The organism is Streptococcus sp. C150, assembly GCF_000187445.1.
Taxonomy (GTDB): Bacteria; Bacillota; Bacilli; order Lactobacillales; family Streptococcaceae; genus Streptococcus; species Streptococcus raffinosi.
In genome coordinates, this window is sequence record NZ_GL698449.1 from 1,204,100 (window position 1) to 1,220,804 (window position 16,705).

At 42.8% G+C, this 16,705-nt stretch carries 14 protein-coding genes and 2 tRNA genes; all 16 read right to left on the bottom strand.

What is annotated here, in order from left to right:
* Positions 1 to 70: 70 nt before the first annotated feature.
* The gene (locus HMPREF0848_RS05295; RefSeq protein ID WP_008535139.1) at positions 71 to 2,485 is read right to left on the bottom strand and encodes a DNA translocase FtsK; all 2,415 of its coding nucleotides are present in this window, start codon (positions 2,483 to 2,485) and stop codon (positions 71 to 73) included.
* 82 nt (positions 2,486 to 2,567) lie between these two features.
* Positions 2,568 to 3,566, bottom strand: a complete 999-nt coding sequence (locus HMPREF0848_RS05300) for an NAD(P)/FAD-dependent oxidoreductase (protein ID WP_008535141.1) — start codon at positions 3,564 to 3,566, stop codon at positions 2,568 to 2,570.
* A gap of 1 nt (position 3,567) precedes the next feature.
* Positions 3,568 to 4,287 carry a tRNA (guanosine(37)-N1)-methyltransferase TrmD gene (trmD, locus tag HMPREF0848_RS05305; protein WP_008535142.1) on the bottom strand — a complete coding sequence of 240 codons (720 nt, stop codon included), beginning with the start codon at positions 4,285 to 4,287 and terminating at the stop codon, positions 3,568 to 3,570.
* On the bottom strand, positions 4,277 to 4,795 hold the full coding sequence (rimM, locus tag HMPREF0848_RS05310; RefSeq protein ID WP_008535143.1) for a ribosome maturation factor RimM: 519 nt from the start codon (positions 4,793 to 4,795) through the stop codon (positions 4,277 to 4,279). The genes trmD and rimM overlap by 11 nt, the downstream gene beginning before the upstream one ends.
* 276 nt (positions 4,796 to 5,071) lie before the next feature.
* A tRNA-Glu gene (locus HMPREF0848_RS05320) sits at positions 5,072 to 5,143 on the bottom strand.
* A 29-nt stretch (positions 5,144 to 5,172) separates the two neighbouring features.
* Positions 5,173 to 5,244: transfer RNA gene (locus tag HMPREF0848_RS05325), tRNA-Gln, on the bottom strand.
* 299 nt (positions 5,245 to 5,543) lie between these two features.
* Positions 5,544 to 6,188 (bottom strand): response regulator transcription factor, encoded by a 645-nt coding sequence (locus HMPREF0848_RS05330; protein WP_008535144.1) that lies wholly within the window; start codon positions 6,186 to 6,188, stop codon positions 5,544 to 5,546.
* Positions 6,178 to 7,188 carry a sensor histidine kinase gene (locus HMPREF0848_RS05335; protein ID WP_002889372.1) on the bottom strand — a complete coding sequence of 337 codons (1,011 nt, stop codon included), beginning with the start codon at positions 7,186 to 7,188 and terminating at the stop codon, positions 6,178 to 6,180. Before HMPREF0848_RS05335 ends, HMPREF0848_RS05330 begins: the two co-directional genes overlap by 11 nt.
* Complete coding sequence (liaF, locus tag HMPREF0848_RS05340) at positions 7,185 to 7,883, bottom strand: cell wall-active antibiotics response protein LiaF (protein WP_002889373.1); 699 nt, start codon at positions 7,881 to 7,883, stop codon at positions 7,185 to 7,187. Before liaF ends, HMPREF0848_RS05335 begins: the two co-directional genes overlap by 4 nt.
* A gap of 309 nt (positions 7,884 to 8,192) precedes the next feature.
* Complete coding sequence (pknB, locus tag HMPREF0848_RS05345) at positions 8,193 to 10,058, bottom strand: Stk1 family PASTA domain-containing Ser/Thr kinase (protein ID WP_008535145.1); 1,866 nt, start codon at positions 10,056 to 10,058, stop codon at positions 8,193 to 8,195.
* Complete coding sequence (locus tag HMPREF0848_RS05350) at positions 10,058 to 10,795, bottom strand: Stp1/IreP family PP2C-type Ser/Thr phosphatase (protein WP_037609159.1); 738 nt, start codon at positions 10,793 to 10,795, stop codon at positions 10,058 to 10,060. Before HMPREF0848_RS05350 ends, pknB begins: the two co-directional genes overlap by 1 nt.
* A gap of 43 nt (positions 10,796 to 10,838) precedes the next feature.
* The gene (rsmB, locus tag HMPREF0848_RS05355) at positions 10,839 to 12,161 is read right to left on the bottom strand and encodes a 16S rRNA (cytosine(967)-C(5))-methyltransferase RsmB (RefSeq protein WP_037609161.1); all 1,323 of its coding nucleotides are present in this window, start codon (positions 12,159 to 12,161) and stop codon (positions 10,839 to 10,841) included.
* A complete protein-coding gene (gene fmt / locus HMPREF0848_RS05360; RefSeq protein ID WP_008535148.1) occupies positions 12,151 to 13,086 on the bottom strand; it encodes a methionyl-tRNA formyltransferase in 936 nt (311 codons plus the stop codon). The genes rsmB and fmt overlap by 11 nt, the downstream gene beginning before the upstream one ends.
* A gap of 17 nt (positions 13,087 to 13,103) precedes the next feature.
* The gene (locus tag HMPREF0848_RS05365; protein WP_008535150.1) at positions 13,104 to 15,500 is read right to left on the bottom strand and encodes a primosomal protein N'; all 2,397 of its coding nucleotides are present in this window, start codon (positions 15,498 to 15,500) and stop codon (positions 13,104 to 13,106) included.
* A 142-nt stretch (positions 15,501 to 15,642) separates the two neighbouring features.
* Positions 15,643 to 15,957, bottom strand: a complete 315-nt coding sequence (rpoZ, locus tag HMPREF0848_RS05370) for a DNA-directed RNA polymerase subunit omega (RefSeq protein WP_002889391.1) — start codon at positions 15,955 to 15,957, stop codon at positions 15,643 to 15,645.
* 21 nt (positions 15,958 to 15,978) lie between these two features.
* Positions 15,979 to 16,608, bottom strand: a complete 630-nt coding sequence (gene gmk / locus HMPREF0848_RS05375; RefSeq protein WP_008535152.1) for a guanylate kinase — start codon at positions 16,606 to 16,608, stop codon at positions 15,979 to 15,981.
* Between the last annotated feature and the right edge of the window lie 97 nt (positions 16,609 to 16,705).

Genomic DNA, 16,705 nt, shown 5'->3' on the forward strand with positions numbered 1-16,705 from the left:
TATTTCTCATATCCTTTAGTCATTTTAGAATATTATAGGCTACAGGCTAAAGCTGATACGCTTTGTATCATTATTCTTGAGTCATCAAAACCTTACGAGGTTTGGTACCTTCGGCTGGTCCGATAACACCTGCTTCTTCCAATTCTTCCATCAAACGAGTGGCACGGTTGAAACCAACTGATAGACGACGTTGAATCATGGATGCACTTGCTTTTTGCGTTTCCAATACCAGAGCCTTGGCTTCCTCAAAAAGCGGATCGCCTTCTGAACCCCCACCATTAGAAGATGAAGCTCCTCCAAAATCATTTTCAGAAACATCACCAGGGTCGAAGCTCTCATCGTAGTCAGCTGAGGCTTGTTCCTTGATAAAGGTCACAATGCGTTCCACATCATCATCAGAAATGAAAGAGCCTTGCAAACGAACGGGATGGTTTTCATCAATAGGCTTGAAAAGCATGTCCCCACGTCCGAGTAATTTTTCAGCTCCATTTTCATCCAAAATGGTACGACTATCTGTTCCAGAAGACACGGCAAAGGCCACACGAGATGGCACATTGGCCTTAATCAAGCCAGAGATAACATCAACTGATGGACGTTGGGTGGCAAGAATCATGTGGATACCTGCTGCACGCGCCTTTTGTCCCAGACGGATGATAGCATCTTCCACTTCCTTGCTGGCCACCATCATCAAGTCAGCTAACTCATCGACAATAACCACAATCAAAGGCAAAGGAATCTGTTTCTCTTGCGATTGGGCATTCCAGTCTTCAACTTTGGCATTGTAGCCAGCGATGTTACGTACACCAAACTTACTAAAGAGTTCGTAACGATTTTCCATCTCATCCACCACTTTTTGAAGGGCCTTAGCCGCCTTACGTGGGTTGGTCACCACAGGGATGAGGAGATGAGGAATATCGTTGTAAACAGAGAGCTCAACCATCTTAGGATCGACCATGAGGAACTTAACCTGATCTGGGCGAGCCTTCATCAGAATACTTGAGATGATTCCGTTAACCGCAACAGATTTACCAGAACCTGTTGACCCAGCCACTAACAAGTGAGGCATGCGAGCTAAATCAAAGCTACGAGCCGAACCGTCAACCGCCTTACCAAGAGGAACTTCCAAGAGTTTATTAGGATCTGTCTTAGCCTGCTCCCAAAGTTCACGGAAAGACACCGTCGCAATCTCAGAGTTAGGAACTTCAATACCAACCAAAGATTTTCCAGGAATAGGCGCCTCAATGCGGACATCTTTTGCGGCAAGAGCCAAAGCCAAGTCATCCGCTAGATTGGATATACGATTGACCCGAACCCCAACAGCAGGTTTGACCTCGTACTTGGTCACAGATGGCCCAATTTCGGCCCGCTCAACCTTGACATCAATGTTGAAACTCTTGAAGGTATCCTCAAGGATACGTATATTCTTACGAACAATGTTTTTCTCTTTAGACTGACTTTTAGGTTTGTCCGGTGCAAAAAGATCGATAGTAGGGAGTTTGTACTGCAAGAGCTCCTTCGGTGTAAAATCTACCTCAACAGGAGCATCATCGCCCTCAACCACCATAGATGGTGGAAACTCTTCGGTTGGCAAATCCTCTGGATAAGGAGGGAAGTTCGCTTGAAAATCCTCATAATCCTCTGGAGGAAAATTGTCATCGTAGACCTCAGAGGCATAATCACTGATTTCTGGTTCGGGAGTATAAATCTCGGCTTCTTGCGGTAATTCCTCTGCTTCGTCCTCTAAAATTTCGCCAGTCTCTTCATCAACGGTCAAATCAGCCAGACGTTCTTCCTCTGCACGTTCTTGCGCTTCACGCTCTTTCTGGGCCTGACGCTCTGCCTTCTTCTCCTGCCGTAGAGCTATTCGTTCCAAACGCTTTTCAGCACCTCGTTGCCATACTGCTTTAGCATAATCAATGACATCCAAAACATCCCAGGGACTCATAATAAAAGCACCCAAGAGAATGAACAAGCCACCAATCATGAAACTACCAAGATTTGAAAAGAGGAAGTAACTAGGCTTATACAAGAGAGCACCTAACAAACCTCCCCCTGTGAAGCGAGCTACCTGCACACTCACAAATTCCCCAAAAAGCAAATCCATCGTTCCAGGGAAAATATCTAGACCATCCATACGATCTAAGGTAAAGAGATAGGCATGAAACTCTATCAAGAGGCCTACAAAAGCCATCCAAAATCCCGTCACATAATTGCTATGTTTACGCAACCATTTAAACCCAAAAAGATAGACATAGATGGCAAAAATCAATGGATAAGCCAGACTGCCTACAAACACACGAAAGAAATTGTAGAGTGTTATCCCAAAGAAACCCAATCGAAAGACTGGGAAAATTAAGACAAAGGCAAAAAAGAAGGTCCATAGCATCCGCTTAATCGCCTTCTGTCTGTCTAATTCTGCTTTTGTGGGCCGCTTCTTACTGCTCTTAGAATCCGTCCCCTTTTTTGTTTTTTTCGTTCTAGCCATAGCTGTATTATACCACGTTTTTAAACATGAAAAAAGAGAGACAAGTCTCTCTTGAAATTGAAAGCAAAGTCTTCTTTTAAAATTATTCTTCAATCAAAGACGTTGAGTGAACTGGGCGGTTCTTACCATCTGGATTAATATATTGGATAGCTTGGTTAATAGCGATAGGGGCTTCACCCATACCAACAGCAATCAAATCAATTTTACCGTCATATTCTGCTGCATCACCGATAGCGTAAACCCCTTCTTGCGACGTTTCAAACTTAGGATTGACCGCAATACTTGAACGTTTGTAATCGACATTCCAATTGCGAAGATTTTTGTTATTAGTTGAGAAACCAAAGCTGACAATCAGGGAATCTAATGGCAATTCCTCAACCTCGTCTGACTTCACTTTTTGAACCGTCAAACTTTGAGCGAGACCATTTTCGCCTTTAATTTCAAGCGGTACATAAGGCGTCATCACGTTAACTGACGATTGATGAAGTAGCTCAACACTGTGCTCATGGGCACGGAAGGCATCACGACGGTGAATCAAGGTCACACTCTCAGCAATACCATCCAAGTGATTGGCCCAGTCAACGGCTGAATCACCGCCACCAGCAATCACAACCTTCTTGCCAGCAAATTGGTCCAGACTATGCACATTATAGAACAAGTTATTATCTGCATAATCTTCTTCATTGTCCACACCCAAAGGACGTGGAGCGAAAGCACCATTTCCACAAGCAATGACGATAGCCTTAGACAAGTGTTGACCCTTACTAGTCGTTATCGTGAAGACACCATCCGTCTTCTCAAAGGTTTGTACTTCCTCTTTCAAATGAATATCGACACGGTCTTCAAAACGCTTGAGCTGAATCAAGAGGTTGTCTGTCAATTCCGCACCTGTCGTTTGAGGAAAGGCCGGAATATCGTAGATTTTCTTTTCTGGGTAGAGAATGGCAGGCTGACCACCAAGCTCTGACAAACTCTCAATAATATTAACAGTCATGCCACGTAGGCCAGCATAAAAAGCTGCCCAAAGACCGACTGGTCCACCACCAATAATGGTAATATCGTAAATCTTTTCTTCTGACATTTTATTTTCCTTCTGCTTTTATCTCTTCTAAAATCTGACGTTCTTCATCTGTAAAATCATAGTTTTCCAAAAGATCTGGTCGACGCTCTAAGGTCTTACGCAAACTTTGCTCCATCCGCCAGCGTCGAATATTGACATGATGTCCTGACAAGAGAACATCAGGTACCTTCATGCCACGAAATTCAGCTGGACGCGTATACTGTGGAAACTCCAAAAGCCCTGATGAAAAACTATCATCCTTATGACTGGCTTCCTTACCCAAAACCTCTGGAATCAAGCGGACAGTTGCATCTACAATGGTCATAGCAGCCAACTCTCCGCCTGTTAAGACAAAGTCTCCTAGTGAGATTTCGTCCGTCACTAAGGTTTTGATGCGTTCGTCATAGCCCTCATAGTGGCCACAGATAAAGACCAACTCCTCTTCTTGAGCCAATTCTTCCGCATAGACCTGATCAAAGGTACGTCCTGCAGGATCTAAGAGAATGACACGAGGTTTGGTCACCTGTAGTTTATCAAAGGTATCAAAAATTGGCTGAGCACGCAACAACATGCCTTGTCCGCCACCGTAGGGTTCATCATCCACATGACGAGCCTTCTCTGCATTCTCACGAAAGTTATGATAGTTAATTTCTAAGAGACCTTTTTCCTGGGCCTTGCCTACGATGGAGTGCTCTAAGGGAGCAAACATATCTGGAAATAGCGTCAAGATATCAATCTTCATCGTCTAACCCTTCCATGAGTTCAACTTCAATACGGCCAGCCGCAACATCAACATCGAGAACCACTGGTGGAATATAAGGCAGGAGCAAGTCTTTCTTGCCTTTGCGTTTCACTACCCAAACGTCGTTGGCCCCCGGTTGGAGAATCTCTTTAACCTGACCGATAAGGGTATCCCCTTCATAAACATCAAGACCAATGATTTCATGGTAGTAAAACTCCCCATCATCAAGGTCTGTTAGATTTTCCTCAGCAACTTTGAGGCTGTACCCCTTGTACTTTTCGACATCATTGATATGATAGAGTCCCTTAAACTTAACAATATCAAAGTTCTTGTGTTTACGGTGACTAGCAACTTCAACATCCATGATGTAGTTATCTTTGTCATCAAAAAGGGCTAGGAGACTCTTCTTTTTAAAACGTTCATCCGCAAAATCCGTTACAGACAAAACACGGAGTTCCCCCTGTAAGCCCTGTGTGTTTACAATCTTTCCAACGTTATAGTATGTCATTTAAATTCCTTATTTATTTTTCTCAATCAAAGTAAGCAGTAACTTAAACTCTTCCTTGCTAGAAAGGTGAAAGACTTCAGTGAATCGCTTGGGCATTCTTATTTTAAGGCAAGGCGAACCTATGTCTGTCATCATCACATGAGTCTTTTTAGTCACGTCAGATGCTTCTATTGACTTTAATTTTAGAGTAGCATGAATGGTCTTGTTTTGGCCAATTAGCTTCTCTATTCTATCAAAAAGGATACAAAAAAACCAGCTCTCTCTAGCTGGTACTAATAGTCCGTACGGGATTCGAACCCGTGTTACCGCCGTGAAAAGGCGGTGTCTTAACCCCTTGACCAACGGACCATAGTTTATCTTTTTACCCTCAGATAAAACTGGGGTAGCTGGATTCGAACCAACGCATGAGGGAGTCAAAGTCCCTTGCCTTACCGCTTGGCTATACCCCAAAAGACTCTTACTATTTTACAGAAAGATAGGATGACTGTCAACACTTTTTAACATTTTTTCACAAAAAAACAACCGGTTAACCGATTGCTTTGAATTAGGAGATTTCATCATCTAAGAGCACTTAGATGGATGATACGAGGTTGAGTGACCTCATATGAAAAAAGAAAAGTTTTAGGATAACTCTATTGTATGTCTTGCTAGACATAAAGTCAATATATTTGACTGACAAAATCAGAAAAAATTTTCTTTAAGCAAATACTCTTGGTATTTTTTTACAGACGAGTTGACATGAGCCACCTTAATCATCGTTTTGTGAAACTAGATGATGTCTAAAAGCATAGACTACTGCTTGAGTACGATCATCTACATTGAGTTTACCCAAGATATTCGAAACGTGCGTTTTGACAGTCTTCAACGAAATAAAGAGTTCATTAGCAATGGTTTGATTGTCATAGCCTTTAGCCAAAAGTGCCAGGATATCACGTTCACGTGCTGTCAAGTCATCATGTAAATCTGGATGACTATCGTGGTACTTAATCTTATTGTCTACCTCAGTCTCGATAGCTTCCTCACCACGGTAAACCTTACGGATACTATTGAGAATTTCTGCCGCACTGCTAGTTTTGAGCATGTAACCTTTAGCACCTGCTTCAATAACCGGATAAATTTTTTCATTGTCCAAATAACTGGTCAAAACCAAAATTTTAGCTTCAGGCCATTCTTTGAGCAATTCTAAAGTGGCTTGTACGCCATCTAACTCAGGCATGACAAGGTCCATTACAACCACATCCGGACGTAATTCCAAAGCCAGGTCGACACCTTCACGGCCATTACCTGCCTCTCCAACCACTTCTACATCTCCTTGAAGATTCAAGAAACTCTTGAGGCCCAAACGGACCATTTCATGGTCATCGACCAAAATCACACTTATCTTATTCGACATTATTTTCTCCTCTCAATATTGGCACACGAACATCAATGGAGGTTCCTTTACCTTTAGCAGATAGGAACTGTACGGTTCCAGCCATTTCATCGACACGTTCTTGGATATTTTTCAATCCGTAACTCATTTCGTCAGTCGAGGCATTCAAATCATAACCAACACCATTATCCAGCATTTTCAACTGAATCTCCTGACTATTTTGGTAGAGATAAACCTCTATTTGACTAGCCTTGGCGTGTTTTAGGGTATTAGAGATAAACTCTTGGGCAATCCTAAAGAGATTATTTTCAATCCGCTTAGGCACTTTCTTAACCATATCCTTGTAAATCACACGAATATTGGATTTATCGGTTAGCTCCTTAAGAATCATCTGCAAACCTTCTTGCAAGGTCTTGTTTTCAAGCTCAGTCGGGCGAAGATGCAAGAGTAAAACACGCATGTCATTCTGAGCATCAGTAAGCATGGCTTCCACCGCCTGTATCTGATTATGGAGGTCCTCCTTAGTCAGCTGATCCACCATTTGAGAGACCCCAGACAGAATCATACTAGCCGCAAAGAGTTCCTGACTCACCGTATCATGAAGATCACGAGCAATACGACCTCGCTCCTTCTTGATAATATCACGGCTTTGAAGGGCCTGAGCATTCTCAGTCTTTTGCAGGTCTTCAGTCAATTTGCGCATCTTATGAGACAGGCGCATCATGTTCTTGTCTAACTCAATATCTCCCTGGCGCTTAACAGATTGGTTATTGATAATCCGACGCAAATCCTGATTGACCGAACGCATACTATTATCATTAGCAATAGCCCACAGGATATAGAGCAGAATGAGCAGACTCAGAACCACAAAGAACATGTTAAAAAGAAAGTGAAACGCTTGGGAAAGACTACCAAAAACCAATGAAAAATTGAGATTGAAACTGTCCATCACAACCAAGGTGACACCGACCAGGACAACAACCGAGTAAATAAGGATTAAAAATAGGTACTGTTTTTTCATTTGCGACGTACCTCCACTGGCCCAGCTCCCACATTGAGAATCAATTTGACGGTTCTATAGGCATGCTCATACTCCGCACCTTGCAAGGTCAAACTTTCATAACGAAGGTCATATTCATCTTCATTGAAGAAGGTAACAGAGCTATAAATAGCAGAAATGTTAAGTTTAACAGAGACATCAATGGGCACCAAGACCGTCGTTGGCCCGTACAGTTTCTGAAGAATCACAACATTGTCTCTACCTGAAACAATAACCTGAGTCAAATCAATCACATCTGTCCCAAAGAAACGGATAATATTGATGTCATCAAAGTCATAGCGATCACTCACTGGCTCCATACGGGTCCCAATCCACTGATTTCGCACAGCCCGAGGATCTAAATCGTCTTCTTTGAACTTGATGAGGGCATAGCGATTCTTTTTCTTAACCTGTGAAAAATGGTTAATCATGACATAGGCTACACCCACCAAGATAGCAAGTACCACATAGACATTCCACATGGAAACCAAAAAAAGTGAAATTAAACTAATCGTCAAGACAAAATCACTCTTAGACTCTTTATTAAAGAAACGGATAGCCAAGAGAGTCAAGACTAAAATAAAAATAAAACTGGTAATATCATTGTTAAAGATAGTGATTAACCCTAAAGTCAAAAGTAAGGCTTCCACTACCAAGAAAAAATTAAATTTGGTCATAAGGACCTCTCACATAAAAGTATACAGGCTTCATTCTATCAAATTTTAGGCCAATTGACAAAAAGTGCAGAAAAAGAGAGGTCTCACAACCTCTCTTTGATATTAATTCTGTTGAGACTTTCCTAAGATAAAGACAAGCGTCAGCAAAACCCTTTGGAGTCTCATAACTACAATCATGAAGCTTCCGAACGTCTGAAACTTTAAAGTTCAGGCATAGTTATCGTAGTCGAAAGTCTCGGTTTATGCTTGCTTCGTTCGCATACATAAAACCATTCCTATTCTTTTCAGAACTTCTCAATGACAAGCAGTCTATTGTTGTTCTGTGTGGGTAGCTTCTGTAGATGTTTCTGTACTTGAAGATGTGCTTTCAGTGCTTGAGCTGGTAGATGACGAATGAGTCGTACTTGTTGAGCTTGACTGAAGGCTTGAACTTGCTGTTGTGATAGAAACGTAGAGAATCACCGTACCATCAACGGCAGTACCAACTTGTGGATCTTGATAAAGAACCTCAGTACTACTAGGAACCTTATCCTTATCCAACTTGGCGCCTGTATTATAGTCGTGATATTCAATATTACTACTTGAAATATCTTTACGGTTCAAGGTCTGCACTGCTGTTGAAACTGTCAAGCCTGTTACATCAGGCATAGTGATGGTCTTAGGTGTTGCCACACGGAACTTGATCTTAGCCTTAGAATCTTTAGGATTAAAGGTCTTATTCTTACCAGGGCTCTGTGACAAGATTTCACCTTCATCGGCACTATCATCTTCGACATTTTGAATATCAATTTGATCTTCAGATACCCCATAATTTGAGGTTAAGTCTTTGACAGCATCCTTGTAGTTTTTGCCCTTGTAATCTTTCAGAGTGAATCCTTTGTCGCCGGAAGAAACATAGACATCAATGCTTGTTCCTTCTTTACGAGTCGTTCCAGCTGTAGGATCTGTCTTGATAACCTTGCCCTTGTCGACAGAATCATCCTCGACTTCTTTGACATCACCGACCTTAAAGCCTGCACTTTCAAGTTTCGTCTGAGCCGTTGACAACTCTTGTCCGACAACATTTGGCACCTGAGCATTATCTGGGTTAGTAAATACCAAATAGGCAAAGATGATGATGCCAATAAAGACTAGTCCTAGGAAAACCTTGAGTAGAGTTGAAAAGAGATTTTTCTTCTTTTTAGCTGGAGAAGGTTTTTTCCTTGGGTGTTTACTTTGGGTTGGCGTAGGCTCTGATGGTTGAGCAGCAGTCTTTTTCTCAAGGGTTGCTGACGGAACTGGATCAACCTTAGGCAAGGTCTTGGTATCCGTCATGTCATCAAAGACTACCTTAGCATCACGACTATGGCTAGGATGAAGACTCGTCACAAGGTCACGGCTCATTTCCAGAGTACTGTGGTAACGGTTTTCTAACTTTTTAGCTGTCGCTCGAATAACCACATTCTCCAAAGCTTGAGGAACGTTATGGTTCTCAGCCAAAATCGATGGCAGAGGCTTTTGAAAATGTTGGAGGGCAATGGTAACTGCACTGTCACCATCATAAGGAATATGTCCTGTCAACATCTCAAAGAGCATGATACCCATAGCATAGATGTCACTCTGAATAGTAGCTTTAGACCCTCTCGCTTGCTCTGGAGACAGGTAGTGGACTGAACCTAACATAGAATTGGTCTGAGTCAGGCTCGTTTCAGCAAAGGCCACTGCAATACCAAAATCGGTCACCTTAGCCGTTCCATCCTTTGTTAAAAGAACGTTTTGCGGCTTCAAATCCCTATGAATAATCCCTTTTTGATGGGCAAGAGTCATGGCAGAGAGAACTTCTCCCATGATACGCACAACGTCTTGGTTAGATAGAGGTGCATGATCTTGAATATATTTCTTCAAGTCCGAACCGTCCACATATTCCATCGCTAAGAATTGCTGGCCGTCTTCTTCGCCAATATCTCGAATCGCAACAATATTTGGATGACTGAGTTCTGCCATGGCACGCGCTTCCCGTTGGAAACGCGCTACAGCCACCTGATCGGTCTGATAATTGGTCCGAAGCACCTTGATAGCCACTTCTTCATTATCCAAAATCAGGTCGTTAGCCAGATAAACATCCGCCATACCGCCACGTCCGATAGCTTTAAGGATTCGATAACGTCCAGCAAACAATTTGCCGACTTGGATCATTATCCTTCCTCACTTTCTATCTTAACAAGAGCAACTGTGATATTATCAAGACCACCTGCCTCGTTGGCAGCTGCCACTAAACGGCTAGTCTTTTCTTCAACAAATCCAGGACTGTTGACAATATGAACAATCTGATCAGTTGAAATCATATTTGTTAATCCATCTGAATTCGCTAAAATATAGTCTCCAGGTTCCAATTGTTGCACACCGAGGTCCGCCTCAATTGGGGCAGATTGTCCTACAGATTGCGTAATGATATTACGTTGCGGGTGGACAGCTGCCTCTTCCTCTGTCAATTGACCAGCCTTGATAAGGGCATTTACCAAAGAGTGGTCACTTGTCAATTGTTTGTATTCACCATTACGAATGTGAGCAATACGTGAATCCCCAACATGGGCAAAAATCACAGCATTATCAACAAAGGCAAGAACTTCAATAGTTGTTCCCATGCCCTTGTACTCTTCATTTTGACCGAGTTCATAAATTTTACGATTTTCTGCATCAATAGCAGCAATCATCCAATCACGAATCTTACTTAATTCACGAAAATCTGTGTTGATCCAATCACGACCAAGGTCCGTTACTGACATTTCGCTGGCAATATTACCAGCTCGGTGTCCACCCATTCCGTCTGCAACAACGACAAGGGTAACACCAGCCTGGTTAACAAATTTATTAACAAAGTCTTGGTTGTTTGACCGCTTTTGGCCAATGTCCGTTAATAATGAAAATTCCATAATCTTCTTTCTGACTTGCGTCAGCATTTCCTCCTCTGTAACCCTAGGCCTTTTTACGCAACTGTGCGATAAAGAAGCCATCAGTTAGATACTGTTCGGGGGTGATTGCCAAACAGCCATTAACCATTATGTTTTGGCATGGATGGTCTAAGGCAACTTGCTCAAAATCAGGATGCGTTTCAAGAAAAGCTTGAATCACCTCTTGATTTTCTTCAGCTATAATGGTGCAAGTACTATATGTTATTATACCACCTTTGCGTAGGGTTTGACAAACACTGGATAAGATGTCCAACTGCACAGCCTTAAGGGATGCGAAGTCTTGCAGGTCCTTATTGTACTTAATGTCTGGTTTTCGACGGATGAGCCCAATTCCTGAGCAAGGAGCATCCACGAGTATCTTATCAAAACTATCAGCTGGAAAGACTCGATGAACCTGACTAGCATCCAGTTTCTGTGTCTTAACCTTATCAGCCAGACCAAGTCGTTGCGCATTTTCCTTGATGAGATCTAGTTTATGATCATAAAGGTCAAGCGCTGTTACATGTCCACTGGTCAAATACGAAGCCATATGGACCGTCTTACCACCAGGAGCCGCACAGGCATCAAGGATTTCTTCTTCACCTTGAATCCCTAAAGTTGGCGCAACCAGTTGACTGGTCTCATCCTGAATGGTTAACAAGCCCTCTTTAAAATATTCTGTCCCAGCAAAGTAACCAGAGGACTTAACAAGCCCAACTGGTGACAGTTCTGAACGTTCAGCACCAGTTGCATCCGCAATCTCTTCCATACGAGACACATCTGTCACACGAACACTAGCCTTGTTTCTCACAAAAAGACTTTGGAAAATAGCAAGGGCACGGTCTTCCCCATACTGGTCAATAAGTTTCTTCACCAACCATACAGGTAGGGAATATTGAACAGAATAGCGTTTATTGACACGTTTAATCTTACTTGGATCTGGCAATGGTTGACTAGACAATTTCCGAAGAACGGCATTAATCAGCTTCTCAGCACCCTTTTTATTACCTCGATTTTTAGCAATAGAAACGGCATCATTAACCACCGCATGGGCTGGAATTTTATCTAAGTAAGCCAACTGGTAGAGACTCAAAAGCAAGAGGTCGTACACCCAAGCTTCAAGTTTGTCTCGATCCTCAATAACATGGGCCAAGATCCATTCCAAAGTAATCTTACGGGCAACGGTCCCATAAACCATTTCCGTCACCAAGGCCTTGTCCTTATCTGTTAGATGCGACTTGCTTAGACGTGCATTGAGGGCAATATTTGAGTAAGCCCCTTCCTGAAAGACTTCTTCTAAGACTTCAAGTGCCTGTCCACGGGCTGTTTTTTTCCAATCATTGGCCAAATACATCACCTACTTCAAGATTGCGACCGACCCCATTGAGAAAATCAGTAATAGCCATACGAGGCTTCCCTGCAGGCTGAACTGTCTTAAGCGAAATAGCTCCTTGACCAGTCGCAACGACCAAACGCTTCTTAGTCTTTTCAATGATATGACCAGCCTGTCCTTGACCTTCTACCAAGTCTGCTTCATAAATCTTGAAACGTTTGCCATCAAGCAAAGTATGGGCCACAGGCCATGGATACATTCCTCGGATTTGATTGAAGATGTCACGTGCTGACTTGTTCCAATCAAGGCGTTCTTCTTCTGGGCTAATGTTTGGTGAAAAGGTTACCTGACTAGCATCTTGAGGAACAGGTTTAACTTCTCCTGCAATATAGGCAGGCAAGGTCTCAAGCAAAAGGTCACGACCCAAAACGGCCAATTTTTCAAACATGGTACCGACATTATCTTCGTCAAGAATTGGCAAGGCCTTTTGGCTGACCATGTCCCCAGCATCCATTTCCTTGACCATCTCCATAATCGTCACACCAGCTTCTGCGTCACCATTGATAATGGCATAGTGAATCGGTGCCCCACCACGGTATTTTGGCAAGAGAGAAGCGTGAACATTCACCGCAAAATCCATGCTATTAAGCAACTTGCTTGGCAAAAATTGTCCATAAGCCGCAGTCACAATCCCATCAGCACCTAGTGCCATTACTTGAGCCATCTCTTCTGAACCCGACAATTTTTCAGGTTGATAAATAGGCAAATCATGCGCCAAGGCCACTTCCTTAACTGGTGTCATGCGGATTTCTTTTTTACGGCCGACAGCACGGTCTGGCTGTGTGACAACAGCGACAATTTCGTAACGCTCATCTGTCAAAAGTCCTTCCAGCACTGTCGCTGAAAAGGCAGGCGTTCCCATAAATACTAATTTTGTCATATTTTTCCTTTTCTAGATTAAGTAAAATTCTGAGGTTCGTGATCAATAATCAGACGCAGGTCCTTATTTTCAGGTTCCTGGGTCATATCAAGGACCCCATTAAGCGTCTCTTCCAAGTTATCTTCAAAACGGTATTTGATAATAATCTGATAATGATAAAGGTTATGTGTTCGAGCAATAGGCTTAGGCGTTGGCCCTAGGAAGGTCACCTTGTCTGACAAGTACTCTCTTAAATAAGCCATAACCTCATAGCTCTTGCGGACTACAAACTCTTCATCCTTGTGAGAAAGCGTGATTCCTACCGTATAGAAATAGGGCGGGTAGGACAGCTGATGGCGAATCCCCATCTCATAGGCATAAAAACCTTCATAATCCTGTTGCTGGGCAAACCGAATGGCATAATGGCTAGGATTATAGGTCTGAATAATAACCTCTCCTTCCTTGTCCGCACGACCGGCACGACCAGCCACTTGAGTCAAGAGTTGGAAGGTACGCTCAGCCGAACGAAAATCCGGTAAATTCAAGGACGTATCCGCATTCAAGACCCCTACCAAGGTAACATTTGGAAAATCCAAGCCCTTGGCAATCATTTGGGTCCCAAGCAAAATGTCAGCCTTACCACTTCCAAAAGCCTCCAAGAGCTTCTCGTGAGCCCCTTTCTTACGTGTCGTATCAACATCCATCCGAATCACTCTGGCTTCAGGCAAGAGTTCTGTCAATTGATCATAAGCCTTCTGTGTTCCTGTACCATAATAGCGAATCTGACGACTCTGACAGTTAGGGCAGACATGTGGTATTGCTTTTTGAAAATCACAATAGTGACAATTCATGGTCTTGGTATCCATGTGCAAGGTCAATGAAATATCACAGTTGGGACAATCATCCACATAGCCACAGTCACGACACATGACAAAAGAGGAATACCCACGACGGTTCAACATCAATACAACCTGTTCCTTGCGTGCCAAGCGTTCTCTGATTTTTTCCAAGAGAGGTGGCGTAAAATCACTCGCCTCTTGTCGGCCTACAAAGTCCTTAAAATCCACCACTTCTACCTGTGGAATTTTAGCTTTAGGATTGGCCCTCTCCGTCAACTCAAGAAAATGGTAAACCCCTTTCTGAGCCCTCGCTCGTGTCTCAATAGAAGGCGTCGCTGAGCCAAGGACAAGAATAGCGCCATGACTCTTGGCCCTAAGCAAGGCCACATCTCTAGCATGGTAGCGAGGATTGGACTCTTGTTTGTAAGTAGCCTCATGTTCCTCATCAATAATGATTGCTCCAATATTGTCCAAGGGAGCAAAGATAGCCGAACGTGCCCCTACAACAACTTTGGCTTGACCAGACCTAACCTTACGCCACTCGTCAAATTTCTCACCGTCTGACAAGCCTGAATGCATAATGGCCACCAAGTCACCAAAACGAGAGATGAAACGATTGGTCATTTGGGGTGTCAGGGAAATCTCTGGAACCAAGACAATGGCTGTTTTCCCCATGGCCAAGGTCCGCTCAATAAGATGAAGATAGACTTCCGTCTTACCCGAACCCGTCACTCCTTCTAACAAGAACGGTTTGCCACCACGACCAATCTGACCTGTCATGACTTCAACAGCATGCGCCTGTTGCGCATTAAGCTCCAGAAAATCTGTCCTTGCTACCTTTTCAAAGTAGCTATCGGCACGATTAACCTCAACCTCAGTGATGACCAAAGCTCCAGCTTCAATGAAAAACTTAACCACATCTCGAGAAAACAATTTATGGAGGTCAGCCAACTTCCCAGATTCACTTTTTTCTAGCAAGAAGTCCCTTAACTCTAACCGTTTCTTGGCTCGTTGCGAAATGTCCAAAGTCTCTAAAATGCCCTTTTGAACACTATAATGCTTCTCCGTTTTTATATTTTGCTTATCCTTGGCAATGTAATCAACCGTTACGCGACCAGATTGCACCAGACGAGGAATAGCTTGACCTTGTTCCTCTGATAATTGGGAGAAAAGAATGTGGTCTCGCCCCTGAAGAAAAGTGACCCTCTCCTCTTCACTCAGCTTATCAGTCGCCATGATAACTTTGTCATACTGAGAATTAAGAAGACCTGGAAGCATAGACTTCAAGATGGAAATCTTATAGGAAAAGACCGTGTGTCGCATTTGGTTAGCCAGATCCAGCTGATCCTGATTTAGGACCGGCTCATAATCCAAAAGCTCCGCAATAGGCTTCAACTCTGGAAGATTGTCTCCATTTTCCTGCTCTTCCAAACCAAGGATAAAGCCTTGCAAAAGACGATTTCCCTTACCAAAAGGGACATGAACCCGCATACCGATGGCAATTTGACCTTGCATTGATTCGGGTACAAGGTAACTATAAGGCCTGTCCGTCTGCATCAGAGGAACATCTACAATTATTTGTGCAACTAAAACCATATATCTCCTCCCATCACTGCCTTAAGACCAGTATTTTGTAGTGCTCAGGACCTCCTGAGTTGGATTATCATCATAAAGAAGGAAGCTGAGACACTATGCCTCAGCTCCCCCTGTCCTCATAAACCAAAGCTAGACTTTGATTTTAGATTTTATCGCCTTCTTCTTTTTCTTTAGCGATTTGTTCTTTGATTTTACGTTCTTCTTCCTCAGCAGCTAGACGTGCTTGGATAACTTTCAAACGTGCCAATTCACGTTTACCTTCTGGATCTGGGTGGATTGTGACATTTCCAGATTCAATTTCTTCAAGGGCTTGAAGCGTAGATTTGACAGCTGAAAATTCTTGAGTTGGTTCAGCACCAGCTGCCAATTCATGAGCACGTTTGGCTTGCAAAATAACCAATGAATATTTTGAAGGCACTTTATCCAAAAGCTTATCAATAGAGGGTTTCAACATCATAATTCTATACCTATTTCTAATTTATTTATCTGATAATTTCTTTTCTGAAATCATATTACGATAGCGGCCAATCACACGATCTACTCGGAAATGTTCTGCTTCAATGACACGTTTGACACGTTCAGCAGCCAAAGGCACCTCGTCATTGACGATAGCATAATCGTACTCGCTCATAAGAGCAATCTCTTCACGGGCACGCTCAATACGTTTAGCAATCACTTCCTCAGAATCTGTTCCACGACCAACCAAACGTTCTTGAAGTTCGTTCAAATCTGGTGGTGTCAAAAAGATAAAGACAGCATCTGGAACTTTTTTCTTAACCTGGAGGGCTCCTTGTACCTCGATTTCAAGAAACACATCAATACCCTTATCCAAGGTCTCATTAACATAAGTCAATGGTGTTCCATAGTAGTTACCAACATACTCAGCATATTCCAACATTTGGCCGTTGCGAATAAGCTCCTCAAATTCCTCACGAGAACGGAAGAAATAATCCTTTCCATCAACCTCACCAGGACGCTGGGCACGTGTAGTCATTGAGACTGAGTATTCAAATTTGTGGTCAGGTGTTGAAAAAATTTCCTGACGGACAGTTCCTTTTCCGACACCAGAAGGCCCTGAAAAAACAATTAAAAGTCCACGATCAGACATGTCTTCTCCTTAAACTAAGATTAAAAATCTCTTTAAACTTGCCGTAAAAACAGAAAAGCAGATGCTCATTTCTACAGCTTGGGGGTTGTTGATTGAT

Bases quoted from the DNA above. Each gene is read 5' to 3' on its own strand.
- HMPREF0848_RS05295 (WP_008535139.1), bottom strand. From the start codon at position 2,485: ATGGCTAGAACGAAAAAAACAAAAAAGGGGACGGATTCTAAGAGCAGT.
- HMPREF0848_RS05300 (WP_008535141.1), bottom strand. From the start codon at position 3,566: ATGTCAGAAGAAAAGATTTACGATATTACCATTATTGGTGGTGGACCA.
- trmD (WP_008535142.1), bottom strand. From the start codon at position 4,287: ATGAAGATTGATATCTTGACGCTATTTCCAGATATGTTTGCTCCCTTA.
- rimM (WP_008535143.1), bottom strand. From the start codon at position 4,795: ATGACATACTATAACGTTGGAAAGATTGTAAACACACAGGGCTTACAG.
- HMPREF0848_RS05330 (WP_008535144.1), bottom strand. From the start codon at position 6,188: ATGTCGAATAAGATAAGTGTGATTTTGGTCGATGACCATGAAATGGTC.
- HMPREF0848_RS05335 (WP_002889372.1), bottom strand. From the start codon at position 7,188: ATGAAAAAACAGTACCTATTTTTAATCCTTATTTACTCGGTTGTTGTC.
- liaF (WP_002889373.1), bottom strand. From the start codon at position 7,883: ATGACCAAATTTAATTTTTTCTTGGTAGTGGAAGCCTTACTTTTGACT.
- pknB (WP_008535145.1), bottom strand. From the start codon at position 10,058: ATGATCCAAGTCGGCAAATTGTTTGCTGGACGTTATCGAATCCTTAAA.
- HMPREF0848_RS05350 (WP_037609159.1), bottom strand. From the start codon at position 10,795: ATGGAATTTTCATTATTAACGGACATTGGCCAAAAGCGGTCAAACAAC.
- fmt (WP_008535148.1), bottom strand. From the start codon at position 13,086: ATGACAAAATTAGTATTTATGGGAACGCCTGCCTTTTCAGCGACAGTG.
- HMPREF0848_RS05365 (WP_008535150.1), bottom strand. From the start codon at position 15,500: ATGGTTTTAGTTGCACAAATAATTGTAGATGTTCCTCTGATGCAGACG.
- rpoZ (WP_002889391.1), bottom strand. From the start codon at position 15,957: ATGATGTTGAAACCCTCTATTGATAAGCTTTTGGATAAAGTGCCTTCA.
- gmk (WP_008535152.1), bottom strand. From the start codon at position 16,608: ATGTCTGATCGTGGACTTTTAATTGTTTTTTCAGGGCCTTCTGGTGTC.